This window comes from Pontibacillus halophilus JSM 076056 = DSM 19796 (genome assembly GCF_000425205.1).
GTDB lineage: Bacteria > Bacillota > Bacilli > Bacillales > BH030062 > Pontibacillus_A > Pontibacillus_A halophilus.
The window spans coordinates 12,095-28,056 of sequence record NZ_AULI01000020.1; the positions used below are offsets into that span (position 1 = coordinate 12,095).

Below are 15,962 nucleotides of genomic sequence, written 5' to 3' on the forward strand. Positions count from 1 at the left end.
GAACTAAGGAGTACATTTATGAATTATAGAAATAAAAATATTTGGATATTTAATCACTATGCTACTTACCAATATAAGAATGGTGCGGGAAGGCATTATTGGTTTGCTGAGAATTTAAAAAAAATGGGGTATGACGTAACTATATTCTGCGCAAATACCCATCATAACAGTAACGAATTTGTTGAGATTAGAAATGGAAAATTCGAAACTGACTTATTAAATGATATACCTTTTGTTTTTGTGAAAACTACATCTGCTATAGGAAATGGATTAGATAGAATAAAAAATATGTTTTTGTTTTATAAAAATCTATTCAGCGTTGCAAAAAGCTATATAAAACTAAAAAACAAACCAGATTTAATATTAGCATCCAGTGTACATCCATTGACGATGGTTGCAGGGATTCAATTGGCCAGAAAACTAAATATACCTTGTATCTGTGAAGTAAGAGATTTATGGCCGGAGGCAATATTCTCTTATGGAAAGCTTAAAGAATCTAGCTTCTTAGGAAAGGCATTAATAAAGGGTGAGCACTGGATATATAAAAACTCTGATGCAATGATTTTCACCAAAGAAGGTGATACGGACTATATCAAAGAGAGAAAGTGGGACATAGAGCAGCATGGTGAAATAGATTTAAATAAGTGCTTTTATATTAATAATGGACTCGATCTAAAAGCATTTGAGGAATCAATTGACTTAAATCAACTTGAGGATGAAGACCTTAGTTCTAATTCCTTTAATGTAGTTTATGTAGGTGCTATTAGACCAGTAAATAATGTAGGAAAGTTACTAGATACTGCAAAACTATTGAAATCACGCTCTGATATTAAATTTCTTATTTATGGGAATGGAAATGAATTAGAAAGCATTCGACACAGGGTTGAAAATGAGGGACTGGATAACGTTAAAGTAAAAGGACATGTTGATAGGAAATATATCCCTTATATATTAAGTAAGTCATCTGTTAATATACTTAATTATTCACAAAAACAATACAATTGGAGCAGAGGTAATAGTTCAAATAAGTTGTTTGAATATATGGCCTCGGGGAAACCTATCGTATCAACGGTTAAAATGGGTTATTCACCTTTACAGCAATATAACTGCGGGATTGAGCTAGAAAATGGGTCGCCTGAGGAACTTAAAGGGGCAATCTTAACAATTAAAGACTTGTCTAGTAAAGAGTATAATGAATTGGGTTTAAATGCTAAAAATGGATCAAGAAATTTCGATTTTCAAGTACATACAAATAAACTAAATAATGTAATAAAAGGTTTGATAGGAGAATGAGTAATGATTAATGTTATTGGATTAGGTTATATTGGTTTACCAACGGCTTTAATGTTAGCTAAATTCGGTCTTGAAGTTGTAGGAACAGATAGAGATATTGATAAAATTAATAGTTTGATGGATGGAAATTTGTTGATTGATGAAGAAGGAATAATAGAGTTATACGAAGATGCTAAACAAAATATTAAGTTTACCTCGGAGTACCAACATACACATACATATATTGTAACGGTACCAACACCTTACCAAAAGAAAAATAAAAAATTGGATCCTGAATTTCTTTTATCGGCTGTCGAAAGTGTTCTTGATGTATGTGATAAAGGTGCGACTATAATTATTGAATCAACAATATCTCCTGGAACAATTGATAAACATGTCCGTCCTTTAATAAGGGATAGAGGTTTTATTATTGGAGAAGACATTCATTTAGTTCATGCACCAGAAAGAATTATTCCAGGAAATATGGTGAAAGAGTTAACGTTAAATTCTAGAACTATCGGAGCAGATTGCAAAGAGATAGGTGAAAAAGTTAAAGGTTTATATTCTAGTTTTTGTAAATCTGACATAGTCGTTACCGATATAAGAACTGCTGAGATGACTAAGGTTGTGGAAAATACATATAGAGATGTTAATATTGCTTTCGCGAATGAGTTAGCCCAAATATGTCATTCAGATAATATGGATGTATATGAAATTATTAAAATAGCTAACAAACACCCAAGAGTAAATATATTAAACCCTGGTCCAGGGGTTGGTGGCCATTGTATCTCAGTTGACCCTTGGTTTTTAGTTGGTGATTATCCTGAATTGACAAACTTAATAAAAGTAGCTAGGGTTACGAATGATTTCATGCCAAACCATGTACTAAAGCGAATCAAACAAATAATGAATGAACACAATTTAAGAGATATTTCAAAAATAGGTCTATATGGGTTGACATATAAAGAGGACGTCAATGATACAAGAGAGAGTCCAACCTTACAATTGATAAATAATTTAGAGGATAATTTAGCATTCGGTATAAAAGTATTTGATCCATACGTTAAAGAAGAATTGGTTGACAACCAGTATATGGACTTTGATGCTTTTTTACAAGATATAGAAATTGTTGTACTAATGGTGGGGCATCAGCATATAAAGAATAATGAATCTTATGTGGAGAACAAAATAGTATTAGATACTAAAAACATATTCGAAAATAATAAAAATTATCATAAATTGTGAAAGTAGATGGGAGAGTATATATGGATGCAATTTCAGAATTAAAAGCTAATTTTGAGAAGTTGTCAGTAGTGGGGCTTGGATATGTTGGATTACCTTTAGCTATTGAATTCTCAAAAGTATTCAATGTAGTAGGTTTTGATATTAACGAGGGTAAAATCCTTAACTATAATAATGGAATAGATGTTACTAATGAAGTTGGAAATGATGCTATAAAGCAGACAAGTTGTACATTTACAAGTGATGAAGATTATTTAAAGGAATGTAAAGTACATATTGTATCAGTACCTACTCCAATTAATAGCGATAAAACGCCAAATCTTAATCCGGTGATTGAAGCTACAAAAATCGTTGGTAGGAATATGAAAAAGGGATCGGTAATCGTATATGAATCAACTGTTTACCCTGGTACTACAGAGGAAATTTGCGTACCAATCTTAGAAAAGATTTCTGGATTAAAATTCAACATAGATTTTCATATTGGATATTCGCCTGAGCGCATCAATCCAGGTGACAAAGTAAACACTTTGACCAAAATAAAAAAGGTTGTGTCAGGATCCAGTGGTGAAATATTGGAATTCGTGGCTCAAATGTATGAATCTATTATTGAAGCTGGTGTACATAGAGCTGAAAATATAAAAGTTGCTGAAGCATCTAAAATAGTAGAGAACTCACAACGTGATATAAATATAGCGTTTATGAATGAACTATCAATGGTTTTTAATAGAATGGAGATAGACACGAGTGCAGTTCTAGAAGCTGCTGGAACAAAATGGAATTTCATGAGATTTACCCCAGGTTTAGTTGGAGGACATTGCATTGGAGTAGATCCTTATTATTTTATTTATAAAGCTGAGCAACTGGGGTATCATTCTCAAATTATACTCTCTGGTAGAAAAATCAATGATAGCATGGGAGCTTATGTAGCTAATAATGTAATAAAATGCATTATAAAAAATGACAAAAATGTTAAAGGTGCTAGGGTTGCAATCCTGGGTGTTACATTTAAAGAGAATGTTGCAGATGTGAGGAATTCAAAAGTCTTTGATGTAGTTAATGAGCTTTTAGATTATGGAGTAGAGGTACTAGTATGTGATCCAAAGGCAAATAAAGAAGAGGTATACAACGAGTATAACTTAAATTTACAAGAATTTGGTGAATTGAAGGACATAGATGTTGTCATTGCTGCGGTAAACCACGATGAATATAAAGAGTTAAACATAGATAGTTTTATAGAATTGTTTAAAGAAGGAAAACCTATACTATTTGACTTGAAAAAGGCTTATGAGAAAAATGATTACATAGATAGGGGGTTTGATTACTGGAGTTTGTGATTTCAATGTATTTACTTTATCTATCTTAAGGTGTTGATTATGTTTGGAATATAGAGGAGATTTAAGTGAAAAAAAGATAAATATATTAATTTATTTCTGCATAGCTGCAAGTGTATTTTTGCCAGTTATGCAGGTATTTATACCTAGTGTGATGTACAAATCAACTTTTTCATTCTTATTTATTCTTTGGGCATTATATTCACTAAATAATAATAATTATTGGATAAAAAAGAATTTGCACTTGCACTTGTTTGCATTCTTTATTCTCTTTCAAATATTATTTTATGAATTACTTGGGTTTAGTGATATAAATTTAATAAATTTAGTACCCACAATATTTTTTATTGTGAGTGCATATGTAGGTTATTTTTATTTAAACTTAAACGACCAAGATGTGGATAAAAGTGTGATAAAGATAACAACAATCTTAGTCATAATTACATCCATCACAACAATATGGGGGTTAATGAGATATCCTAATGCTGTGAGAAGCTTGACAAGTACTTCTCAGGATAAAGATATGCAGCAAACACTGTATGCCATGAATATAAGTAGTTTTGATTTCACTTATTCCTTAGTGATTGTTCTTCCTTTACTGTTTATAATGTTGCTAACAAGAACTAAAAAGTACTATCCGATATGGGAAAAATTTATTGTTTTCTGTATTTCGTTATTGTTTCTAGTGGTTATATTTAATTCGAAGTTTCTAATATCATATATACTTCTTGGGATGTCGTTCTTAGTAAGTTTATTCTCAGTAATACGGAATACGTTCTTTTCTGCAATATTAATTACTATAAGTAGTATTCTAATTTTATTTATATCCCCAACATTAATAGTTTTCATGCTAGATATTATTAGTAATAACACTGACTCATTGTTGATTATTAATAAAATCGCAACAGTGAAACAAATAATTGAAAGTGGTTATAACCTCTCATTAATAGGGAGTAGATACGATTATTTTTTATTAAGCTTTAGTTCTTTTGTGGACTCACCTATATTTGGTGTAGGAGCTTATTATAAAGACGAGTATACTTTAATTGGAGGTCACTCACAGTTAATGGATGACTTGGCTAGATATGGTATTGTTGGTTTCGTATTATACATGGGGTTAATGATTGGTTTTATAAGGAATAATATCAACAAACTAAGACATTATAAAATAAAAAACGCAATGTTTTACTCTTATGTGATTTTCTTTCTACTAAACTTTTTAAATCCTGCAAGAAGCTTCATTTTCAGTCTACTATTTTTTATACTTATACCCGCATTAGGTAGGTATGTTGATAAAAAATTCCATTACTAAACTAATATTAAAGCAGAGGTAAAAAAATATGAATAAAAGAATTGGTGTTTGTGGGTCATTGGCCTTTCATACTAATCAAATAGACGGACAAACAATTAAAACAAAAAATGTTTATGATGAATTGATTAAATATAATCAATTCAGCCGTATATTCACAACAGATACTTTTGGGTGGAGAAAGAATCCTGTTAAATTGTTGATCAATGCAGTATTAATGTTCTTTAAATCTGATATTCTGATAATTCTTCCAGGGAAAAATGGTTTGGGTGTCTTTATAAGGTTATTTGTATGGTTAAACTTATTTAGTAAGAAGAATATTCGTTACATTGTTATAGGTGGATGGTTAAGTGAATACATAGACCAAAACCCAGGGATATCTAAGTATCTTAATAAATTAAATGGAATTTATGTAGAATCCTTGAAAATGAAGAGCGATTTAGAAACAAGAGATATAAAAAACGTTAAACATATGCCTAACTTTAAGCGCTTAGATAAAACACATATTATAGACTACAACACAAGACAAGGTCCACCATATCGGTTTTGCACTTTCTCGAGGGTAACCAAAAGTAAAGGGATTGAGGAGGCAATTAAAGCAGTAACTGCAATGAATTTTGAATATGGGTATGACTTAATTAATCTGGATATTTATGGTCCTGTAGATCCCCAATTCAAAGAGAGAATGGAGGATTTAATCAAGGTATCAAATGCTTCAGTTAAATACAAAGGAACTGTTGATCATAACGCTACTCCTAAGACGTTACAGCGCTATAAAAGCTTGTTATTTCCAACCTTTTACGAAGGAGAGGGGTTTCCTGGAACATTTATAGATGCATTTAATGTAGGACTGCCAGTAATAGCTTCAGACTGGAAATATAACAATGAGATTATCCAAGATGAGGTTAATGGATTACTCTTTCCTGTAAACGATGTTAAATCCTTACAGAGTAAGATTATTAAGCTAATTGAACTTAATAATGAAGATTACAAGATCATATGTGAGAATGCTCTAAGTACATCTGATCTTTATAGAGCAGAAGTAGTGATACATAAGTTTGTTGAAGATCTTCTTTAGTGAATAAAATTGTAGCTTTATAAATGAATAAAGCTTACTTACACTTAAATAAGGGAGTTTTATTATGGATGTCTTATATATTTTGGATGACCAACTAATTACAGGAGGAGCACAAATCTCAACAAGTATAATAGGGAATCACTTATCAGAAGAGGGACTTAGAATTGGAATAATCACTCCAAAATTAAATACGAATTTAATTGAATTGAATCCAAACATTGAGTTATATGAAGTAAGTAAATTCTCAAGGTTCCCAAATGTAAAGCAGCCATTAAAAATCTTACTCTTAATGAAGGAACTTAGAAGGTTAATTAATTCATTAGAACCTAAAGTAATACATACCCAAATGGTTGGTTCTAGTGTTGCTGTTAGCCTATTAAAGAAATTTGGTCTCATTCCAAGAGGTACTAAATTAATTTATAGTAATAGAGAACAGTTTGAAAGCTATCATAGAGTTATAAAAACCTTACTAAGAAATACAGTTGCTAAAGAGTTCAATGTTATTGTTTGCACTACAAACGTAAACGCTAATGACTGGAAAGAGTTTGTTGAAAATGAAAATGTTGTAATAATACCAAATACAACAGGGTATTTATATAAAAACTATGACACTGAACAAGAGGTTAGTGTTAAAAAGCAATACAATATAAATATTAATGATATGGTAATAGGATTTGTTGGGAGAATGAATGAGGTCAAAAATTGGCCACTAGCAGTTGAAATTAGTCAAAAGTACTTACAACGAAAGAACAGAAAAGTGATATTTGTTATCGGTGCAAATTCCGAAGGTGAATTCGAAAAGGCAAATGAAATCACGTCAAGTTTAAAAGAAGAGTTTGGCGATAAGTTTGTGTTTTTCATTAATAAAAATCAAGAAGAAATGAGCAAAATTTATTACCTAATGGATATATTAGTTGTTACTTCTAATATGGAGTCTTTTGGAAGGATGGCAATTGAGGCCATGTCCAGAAAATGTGCTGTACTCTCAAGAGATGTTGGTGGGTTAACCGAAGTAGTTGAAAGAAAAAGTAATTTACTAGAGGCTAATAGTATAAGTTTTATAAATATGTTAGATAAATATTATCGTAATCCAGACTTACTAAAAAAAGATAAAGAATGGTTTTATGATAAGTATGATAAGAAATATTCTTCAAAACAGCATTTTAAATTATATAATGAACTCTATGAGAGGTTTCTTTAGTAGTTGTTTGACTATGAAGGCTCTTATAATGAGTAAATTTATACTAGTGAGGTAGTTACATGCTCAATCTACTATATAGAATAAACTTTAGTGTGAGAAGGTTGAAAGTTTACTTTATCTTGAGTAGTATCGCAAATCTTGTGATTACTACTTTTTATAAATTTAGCTTTAAATTTAAGAATAGTGGGGTTAACCATAAAGAGAGAGAAAAGAAAATAATTGTATCCTTAACAACTTTTCCGGGTAGAATTAATGTAGTTTGGATTGCAATAGAATCACTACTAAGACAATCAGTTAAACCAGACAAAATTATATTATGGCTAGCGGACAGTCAATTCGATAGTATTGAGAGCTTACCAAAACGATTACAGGCGCAGCAAAGCAGAGGGTTAACCATAAAATTCTGTGAAGATTTAAGGTCACACAAGAAGTATTATTATACATTTAATGACTATCCTAATGATTTAATTATTACAGTTGACGATGATGTAATTTACCCCACAAAGACTGTTGAGGTACTAGTAAACACTCATGTAAAGCATCCATATAGTATATGCTGTAATAGAGGACATTTAATGACCTTGAATAAAGATAACACTTTAAAATCTTATAAGAATTGGGGTTATAATCCACTTGATTTTACTGGACCATCTAAATTTTTGTGCCCAACAGGGGTAAGTGGAGTACTATATCCCCCGAATTCTGTAAACCAAGAAGTGTTTAACAGAGAAAATATAAGATCCTTATGCTTTTATGCAGATGACCTTTGGTTAAAGGTAATGTCACTAATGAACAACACACAAGTTGTTAAAACTAAAGATTTTCCACACTATCTATTTACAATTAGTACAAGCCAAAAAGAATCACTAGGTCAACTAAATATCGAAAACAACCAAAATGATGAACAGTTAATTAACTTATTACATACTTATGATATTCAACTAAACAATCAATTAATAAAAGATCTAAGTTAAGTTACTCGCTTTAAATATATGTAATAACTTATGTCTTTATTATTAGAAAGATAAGGAATGAGGATTAAATAAATGTCATTAACTGAAAAAGCTATTAGTGGAGCCAAGTGGACGACTACTTCTACTTTTGTGGTAATTATTGTACAATTTTTGCAATTATCCATATTGGCAAGGGTTTTAGGTCCAACTGCTATTGGTTTAATGGGGATGATTATGATTGTATTGGGTTTTGCACACGCCTTCCTAGATATGGGGATTTCGAATGCGATAATTCATAAACAGGATACTACTAAAAAAGAGTTATCGAGCCTATATTGGTTTAATCTATTTGCAGGTATCTTAATTTTCGTGACTATAATAACTATAACCCCACTCATTGTTACTTTTTTTCAAGAGCCTCAATTACAGAGTTTGATATATTGGGCTTCTTTGATTTTTTTAATAACTCCTTTCGGTCAACAATTTCAGGCTCTTGCACAAAAGAATTTAAAATTTGACACTCTTTCAAAAATAGAAATGGGTTCAATAATAACGGGTAGTATATTTACTGTTAGTTGTGCTTTCTTTGGATTTGGAGTTTTAAGTATCGTTTGGGGCCAATTGATTACTGCAGTATTTAGGACATTAAATTTAGTGATTTTAGGTTGGAATAAATGGAGGCCGTCTTTTCATTTCGCTAAAAGAGATCTTAATGATTATTTAAAGTTCGGTTTGTATCAGGTAGGGGACAGAACTGTAAACTTTTTTAACTCTAACTTTGATTATATGATTATTGGTAAATTTTTGGGTCCTGAAGCATTAGGTTATTATACTCTAGCTTACAACATAATAATATTACCGATATCGAAATTAAATCCAATTATTACAAGAGTTGCATTTCCGGTTTTTGCTAAAATACAATCAGATACAATTAAATTAAAAACGGGTTATTTAAAAGTTATTAATCTTTTATCTCTTGTTAATTTCCCTATTTTTTTCGGTATAGGAGTTACTGCTAGTATGTTCGTACCTTTATTTTTTGGAGATGGATGGGCACCTACAATAATACTAATACAGATATTAGCTGGAGTTGGGTTACTGAGGTCTGTTAGCAATCCTATAGGCTCCTTATTATATGCAAAAGGTAGAGCAGACTTAGGCTTTAAATGGAACCTATTTAAGACAATAAGTTTAGTACCAGGTTTAATTTTAGGGCAGTATTTAGGGAACATCTATGGAGTAGCTATAGCAATGTTAGTATTACAAATAATTTTTAGTTCGCTCCTATATGTGATAATAATAAGAAAGTTGCTGGGGAATTGCTTTAAAGAATACTTTAGAAGCATAATACCCTCTCTTTGGATTAGTGTTGTGATGGCATCTATACTGATTCTAATTAACAATACAATTAAAATTGAAAGTTTAGGTTGGCTTATATTTACAGTTGTTTTGGGGGGCTTCATTTATATATCTTTATTGATGATTTTTGAAAGGAAAATCGTAACTAATTTAAAAAATCTCTTTATCAAGAGAGGTAGAGATCAAAAATTCAGCACTTAATACAACAGCTTACCCAAGAGACTAAGTGTTTATTTACTTATCCTCTTGGGTGTTTCTATTAATATTGATACCCATACCCCGAAAAATCCAAAGTCTTCACCTCATAATAATCCTTCAACACAATCATAGCCCCACCCAACGAACAAGCCTGCCTTCCAAGCGAAGAAGAAACCAGCTGCTCATAGTCATTGATCCTCGACGTGAGTCTTTCCTCTACTTGCTTCAATAATAGCGGATGGTGATGAATAAACTCACTATTCACAATCACCGTTTGCGGGTTAAAGATGTTAATCACATTGTTCAATCCCACTGCAACGTAGTCCACATATTCATCGATGGCTTCTCTGTATTCTTCCTCAAGATCTTCAATCTTTAACTCGTTTAAATTCACATCTTCTATCCCTAGTGCACTGACCTTTCGCTTCAAACTCTTCTCCGATGCATACCGTTCCCAGCAGCCTTTATTCCCGCATGGGCAGGGGAGGCCGTTTCGTTGAACGATCATATGGCCAATTTCTCCTGCGAAGCCCCGGGTTCCTCGGTTAATGGTGTTATCTTCTAAGATTCCTAATCCGATCCCTGAATACATCGTTACGCATAGTAGGTTCTCGCTCGGGTGCTGGAGTACTTGTTCGGCGTAGACGCTAAGGTTGGCGTTGTTGTCGATATAGACGGGCACGTCGTAGCGGTCTTCCATTTGTTGTTTGATGTCTGGGGCGGCCCAGCTTTGTTTGGGGGTGAAGACGACTTTGTGTTCGTTGTCGACGATGCCGTGTACGCCTAGGCCAATCCCAACCAGTTGATGGGGGGTAAATTGACTGCTGTGCGTTTCGATGATGTGATCGATTTCGTGTAAGATGTTGTCCATTGTCTCTTGGTTGCTGCTGCAGCTTTGTAGGTGATAGGTCTGTATTGGTTTCCCTAATAGGTCGGTTACTTGTACTAGTGTGACGGGGGCGTCGATATCAATTCCTAGCGTGAATCCGGATTCTGCGTTCATTCGGATGAGGATTGGTTTTCGACCGCCGTTTGATACGTCTGATGGTTTTTCTACGATTAGTCCTTCTTCCAACATCCGGTTCACTTGGGCAGATACGGTTGAGCGGTTGAGCCCTGTGAGGCGGGATAGCTCAATTCGGGAGATTTCTCCTTTTTCAATAATCTGTTCGATAAGCAGTCTTCGGTTCAATACGCGGATGTAGGAGGCATCTCCTGTACTCATTCATGAAACCCCTTTCAAAAAACTCTTGATATTCTGACATCTTGCTTATATTATAATACTAACAGTTTGTTGGGTAAACAAACAAACTAATTTTTGGAAACGAAAACAAGGAAGTGGGAAGGGGATTTTCAAACATGAAGAAGTGGTTGGGAGCTTTGATGATGGTCACCTTGAGCTTTGGGTTGCTTGTCGGTTGTGGGAATGAAGATTCAGAAGCGAGTGGGAAAGGTGATGAGGCTTCATCTGGTAAGGAATTGAAGCTTGCGCACAACTTATCTGAAGATCACGCGGTTCATAAGGCGCTTGTGAAGTTCAAAGAAGGGGTCGAAGAGAAGACGGACATGTCGGTGAAGATTTTTGCGAATGGGGTTCTTGGTAGTGAGAAGGAAGTGTTGGAGCAGTTACAGAGCGGTGCAGTAGATATGACAAAGGTAAGTGCTGGCGCGCTTGAGAGCTTCTCAGATGAATATTCCGTGTTCTCGCTTCCTTACATTTTCGAGAGCAAGGAGCATTACCATAAAGTGATGGGGTCTGATATTGTTCAGGGAATCTATCAGTCTACTGAGGATAAAGGGTTTCGGGGCTTAACGTATTTCGACGCTGGTGCACGTAGCTTCTATACGAAAGACACGCAAATTGAAACGCCGAGTGATCTGGATGGGTTGAAGATTCGTGTGATGGATAGTCCCACTGCAATCAAGATGGTTGAGCTTATGGGTGGGACACCAACTCCAATGCCATATGCTGAAATCTATACAGCGTTGCAACAAGGGGTTGTTGATGGTGCGGAGAGTAACCCGACTGCTTTGACGACTGGAAAGCATGGGGAAGTTTCGAAAGCGTTCTCAAGAAATGAACATACGATGATTCCAGATATTGCAATCATTAGTCAGAAGACGTGGGATAGCCTTTCTGAAGAACAGCAGCAAGCCTTCACAGAAGCGGCAGAAGAAGCGACGGACTACCATCGTGATGTGTGGAATGAAGCAGTTGCCAAGGCAGAAGAGGAATCGAAGGAAATGGGCGTTACGTTCTATGAAGTTGACAAGGAGCCGTTTATCGAGGCGGTGCAGCCAATGTTTGAAGAGGCGAAAGAGGACGAGCGGATTGCAGAGATTATAAATGGCATTAAAGAGATGAACTAATACGTACTTTGGAATAGATAACGAGGAGGCGGAGGACATTGTTATATCCAATAGATACCCTTACAAGAAGCAAGAAGAACCTTGACGGAGTTTGGAACTTTCAAGTCGATCGAGACGGTAGCGGCAGGTCACAGAGTTGGTACAATGGACTGCCGTCTCCGATTCAAATGCCAGTGCCATCAAGTTACAACGATATCACGACGTCCGCCGAACTAAGGGATTTCATTGGGGATGTGTGGTATGAGTGTCGTCTATACATACCAAGGGATTGGAAGAAGGACAACGTGTTCCTGCGCTTCGGTGCCGTGGCCCATACAGCAGAGGTGTGGGTGAACGGGGAGCTGGTAGTGGAGAACCGTAACGGTTTTTTGCCTTTTGAAGCGGAGATTACGAATCTAGTAAGGCAGGAGGAAAAACTTCACATTAGTGTTCGTGTGAACAATGAATTGACGTGGGAAATGCTGCCGCCTGGAGAGATTGTAACCAAAACATTACCGGATGGGCGAGTAGAGAAAACGTTGCATCAGCAACATGATTTCTTCAACTATGTAGGAATTCATCGGCCCGTGTACTTGTACACGAAGCCGGATGTGTCTATAGAGGATGTAGTTGTAGACACAGAGTTCACGGGTGATGTCGGGCATGTACATGTCGGCGTAGAGACGAAAGGGGAAGCTGCTTCAATAACGCTTACGGTTCAAAATCGAGACGGTGAAGTCGTTGCTGCAGGGAGTGGCGACCATGCTACTCTTGACATTCCATCCGTCCAGCTCTGGTCTCCAAATCATCCATACTTGTACCTGTTGCACTGTAAGCTATTCTATGAGAATGGAGAGTTGCTTGATCATTACGTGGTTTCCGTTGGTGTGAGGACGGTTGAAGTGAAAGACCGCCAAGTTTGGTTGAACGGTTCGCCGGTTTACTTGACTGGTTTCGGCAAGCATGAAGATGCAGATGTGCGTGGGAAAGGGTACGATGCCGTTACGAATGTGCGAGACTTCAATCTTATGAAAGAATGTGGGGCTAACTCGTTTCGGACTTCCCATTATCCGTATGCGGAAGAGATTCTTCAGCTGGCAGACGAGATGGGTTTCCTTGTTATTGATGAGACATCAGCCGTTGGATTATTGAGTCAAGGGGTTCCTGCCACAGGGGAGTTAGAGCCGGTGTTCTCTAATGGTCGAATTACGAAGGAGCTTAAGAATTATCATGTGGACACAGTGAGACGTTTGATTGAGCGAGACCGGAATCATCCGTGTGTGATCATGTGGTCTATCTCCAACGAAGCTTCTACGATGGAAGAGGAAGCGATTCCTTATTTTCAAAGAATCATTGATGAAGTGAGAGCGCTTGATACTCGGCCGATTATGAACGTAAATCTGATGTTGATTGAGCCGGAGCGGTGCGAGGTCTCGCCTCTTGTGGATGTGATTGGCTTGAATGTGTATTTTGGCTGGTACTCAACACCTGGGGATTTGGTGAAGGGAAAAGAAGACTTGCACGACTATTTATCGAGATGGGAAAGTCATCATCAGCAGCCGGTGATGATTACAGAGTATGGCGTAGATACGATTGCGGGGTTGCATAAATCGCCGCCCGTCATGTTCTCGGAAGAGTTTCAAGTCGAGTTCTTGGCTACCTATCATGCGGTGTTCGATATGTTCTCAAATGTCGGTGGGGAGCATATTTGGAACTTTGCGGACTTTATGACGAAGCAGGATACGGTGCGTGTGGATGGGAATAAGAAAGGACTGTTTACGCGGAACCGTCAGCCGAAGATGGCTGTTCACAGTGTAAGGGAACGGTGGAAGTCGCTGAAAGTGGGGAGGGGATAACGGTGGTACGAACGATTAAGCAGACGCTAGACCGAATCATTCTTTTTGTCAGCTCCGTTCTGACAGGCATCCTCGTTGTGGGTGCCATTTGGCAGGTGGCGAGTCGCTATTTATTCAATGCGCCGAGTACGTTTACGGGTGAGCTACTTCGCTTCTTACTCGTGTGGACGGCGATATTGGGTGCGAGTTACGCCTTTGGGACGAATCAGCATTTGGCGCTCACGTTCTTGAAGAACAAGATGAAGGGAAAGCAGCGGGTGGTCGTCCGTGTCATTAACGACTTGTTTATCGTTGGCTTTGCAATGTTGATTATGGTGCGGGGTGGAATGGAGGTCGTCTCCATTACAATGAGTCAACGTACGCCGATTCTCGATATTCCTATGGGGTATGTTTATTCCATCGTTCCGATTTGCGGTGTGATTATCGTCATCTATAAGCTTCTACAAATACCTGATTATAAGCTTGAATTGACGGGAGAGGAGGGATAAGAGATGGATCCTACGATACAGGCGATTCTTGTATTGTTCGGTTTGTTTTTTCTATTGTTAGCGATTGGGGTACCGATTTCAGTCGGGATTGGCGTTTCTTCCTTTGTAACCGCTTTAACGGTTGTGCCGTTAGACGTAGCGGTCTTTACAGCGGCTCAGAAGATGGTTCAAGGGATTAATAGCTTCGCCTTGCTGGCGGTTATCTTCTTTATTCTATCTGGGAGCATTATGAACAACGGCGGCATTGCCATTCGCCTTATTAATTTGGCGAAGCTTATTGGCGGTAGGTTGCCAGGGTCGTTGGCACATACAAACGTAGTAGGCAACATGCTGTTTGGTTCCATTTCTGGTTCCGCCGTCGCGTCGGCAGCGGCAATTGGAAAGGTGATGACACCGTTACAGGAAAAGGAAGGATACGACAAATCTTATTCCGCAGCGGTGAATATTGCATCGTCACCAGCTGGGTTGTTAATCCCACCGAGTAGTGTGTTGATTCTCTACTCATTGGTGAGTGGGGGAACGTCCATTGCGGCGTTGTTCATTGCAGGGTATTTGCCAGGTATCTTGATGGGGTTTTCCGTTATGCTCGTTGCGTATTTTATTGCGAAGAAGCAATCGTATCCAGTTGCAGAACGGCCTACATTCTCTGAAGGGTTCAAAGTGGTCTTGGATGCGATTCCGAGTCTCATGCTGATTGTGTTGGTTATTGGAGGAATCGTGGCTGGGGTCTTCACAGCAACGGAGGGAGCGGCGGTTGCCGTACTCTATTCCATCATTCTCTCCTTCTTCTATAAGGAAATTAAACTGAAAGATATTCCTGAAATCCTGAAAGAAACCGTCGTCATGACGGGGATTGTCCTCTTCTTGGTCGGAGCCTCTTCCATCATGTCTTGGATTATGGCCTTCACACAAATACCGACCGCTCTAAGCGAACTTCTTCTCTCAACATCCAGTAATCCTATTGTCATTCTACTCATCATGAATCTGATCTTGTTGATTGTCGGTACGTTCATGGACTTAACTCCAGCCGTCCTTATCTTTACACCGATTTTCTTGCCAATTGCGACGGAGCTTGGGATGGATCCGGTACACTTTGGGATCATTCTCGTCTTCAACCTTTGTATTGGGATTATGACCCCACCTGTAGGAAGCGCCTTGTTTGTTGGGTGTAGCGTAGCCAACGTGTCCATTGAATCGGTCCTACGCCCACTGACGAAAATGTTCGTTGCGTTAATTGCATCCTTATTAGTCATTACGTATGTACCATGGATTAGCCTCGTATTGCCGAGATTGTTCGGACTACTCAATTAGAAGGAGCGTTGTTAC

General features: G+C 36.9%; 13 protein-coding genes. 12 read left to right on the forward strand and 1 reads right to left on the reverse strand.

Translation table 11 applies throughout. From position 1 onward, the window contains the following. Positions 1 to 18 precede the first annotated feature (18 nt). The 8 genes from H513_RS0115870 (at position 19) to H513_RS0115905 (ending at position 9,946) form a co-directional block, all read left to right on the forward strand. Positions 19 to 1,293: a glycosyltransferase family 4 protein gene (locus tag H513_RS0115870; protein ID WP_026801609.1), complete on the forward strand. Its 1,275-nt coding sequence runs from the start codon at positions 19 to 21 to the stop codon at positions 1,291 to 1,293. A gap of 3 nt (positions 1,294 to 1,296) precedes the next feature. Next, a complete protein-coding gene (locus H513_RS0115875; protein ID WP_026801610.1) occupies positions 1,297 to 2,517 on the forward strand; it encodes a nucleotide sugar dehydrogenase in 1,221 nt (406 codons plus the stop codon). Between the two features lie 20 nt (positions 2,518 to 2,537). Continuing rightward, positions 2,538 to 3,848 carry a nucleotide sugar dehydrogenase gene (locus H513_RS0115880; protein WP_026801611.1) on the forward strand — a complete coding sequence of 437 codons (1,311 nt, stop codon included), beginning with the start codon at positions 2,538 to 2,540 and terminating at the stop codon, positions 3,846 to 3,848. Between the two features lie 43 nt (positions 3,849 to 3,891). After that, entirely contained in the window at positions 3,892 to 5,157 is a 1,266-nt protein-coding gene (locus H513_RS0115885; protein WP_026801612.1) for a hypothetical protein, read from the forward strand. Between the two features lie 28 nt (positions 5,158 to 5,185). Beyond that, a complete protein-coding gene (locus H513_RS20475) occupies positions 5,186 to 6,232 on the forward strand; it encodes a glycosyltransferase family 4 protein (protein ID WP_051240076.1) in 1,047 nt (348 codons plus the stop codon). Positions 6,233 to 6,296: 64 nt separating this feature from the next. Continuing rightward, on the forward strand, positions 6,297 to 7,433 hold the full coding sequence (locus tag H513_RS0115895; protein ID WP_026801613.1) for a glycosyltransferase family 4 protein: 1,137 nt from the start codon (positions 6,297 to 6,299) through the stop codon (positions 7,431 to 7,433). 119 nt (positions 7,434 to 7,552) lie between these two features. Continuing rightward, positions 7,553 to 8,407: a glycosyltransferase family 2 protein gene (locus H513_RS20480; protein ID WP_156111459.1), complete on the forward strand. Its 855-nt coding sequence runs from the start codon at positions 7,553 to 7,555 to the stop codon at positions 8,405 to 8,407. Positions 8,408 to 8,479: 72 nt separating this feature from the next. After that, a complete protein-coding gene (locus H513_RS0115905) occupies positions 8,480 to 9,946 on the forward strand; it encodes an MOP flippase family protein (protein ID WP_026801614.1) in 1,467 nt (488 codons plus the stop codon). A 58-nt stretch (positions 9,947 to 10,004) separates the two neighbouring features. Here H513_RS0115905 and H513_RS0115910 read toward each other — a convergent pair whose 3' ends face one another. Further along, positions 10,005 to 11,168 (reverse strand): ROK family transcriptional regulator, encoded by a 1,164-nt coding sequence (locus H513_RS0115910; protein ID WP_026801615.1) that lies wholly within the window; start codon positions 11,166 to 11,168, stop codon positions 10,005 to 10,007. Positions 11,169 to 11,302: 134 nt separating this feature from the next. On the opposite strand from H513_RS0115910, the gene H513_RS0115915 reads away from it, so the two are divergent. The 4 genes from H513_RS0115915 to H513_RS0115930 are packed head-to-tail and all read left to right on the forward strand — an operon-like array spanning position 11,303 to position 15,947. Further along, positions 11,303 to 12,313, forward strand: a complete 1,011-nt coding sequence (locus tag H513_RS0115915; RefSeq protein WP_026801616.1) for a TRAP transporter substrate-binding protein — start codon at positions 11,303 to 11,305, stop codon at positions 12,311 to 12,313. Positions 12,314 to 12,351: 38 nt separating this feature from the next. Further along, the gene (gene uidA, locus H513_RS0115920; RefSeq protein WP_026801617.1) at positions 12,352 to 14,148 is read left to right on the forward strand and encodes a beta-glucuronidase; all 1,797 of its coding nucleotides are present in this window, start codon (positions 12,352 to 12,354) and stop codon (positions 14,146 to 14,148) included. A 2-nt stretch (positions 14,149 to 14,150) separates the two neighbouring features. Continuing rightward, the gene (locus tag H513_RS0115925; protein WP_026801618.1) at positions 14,151 to 14,636 is read left to right on the forward strand and encodes a TRAP transporter small permease; all 486 of its coding nucleotides are present in this window, start codon (positions 14,151 to 14,153) and stop codon (positions 14,634 to 14,636) included. Positions 14,637 to 14,639: 3 nt separating this feature from the next. Beyond that, entirely contained in the window at positions 14,640 to 15,947 is a 1,308-nt protein-coding gene (locus H513_RS0115930) for a TRAP transporter large permease (RefSeq protein WP_026801619.1), read from the forward strand. Positions 15,948 to 15,962: the final 15 nt, after the last annotated feature.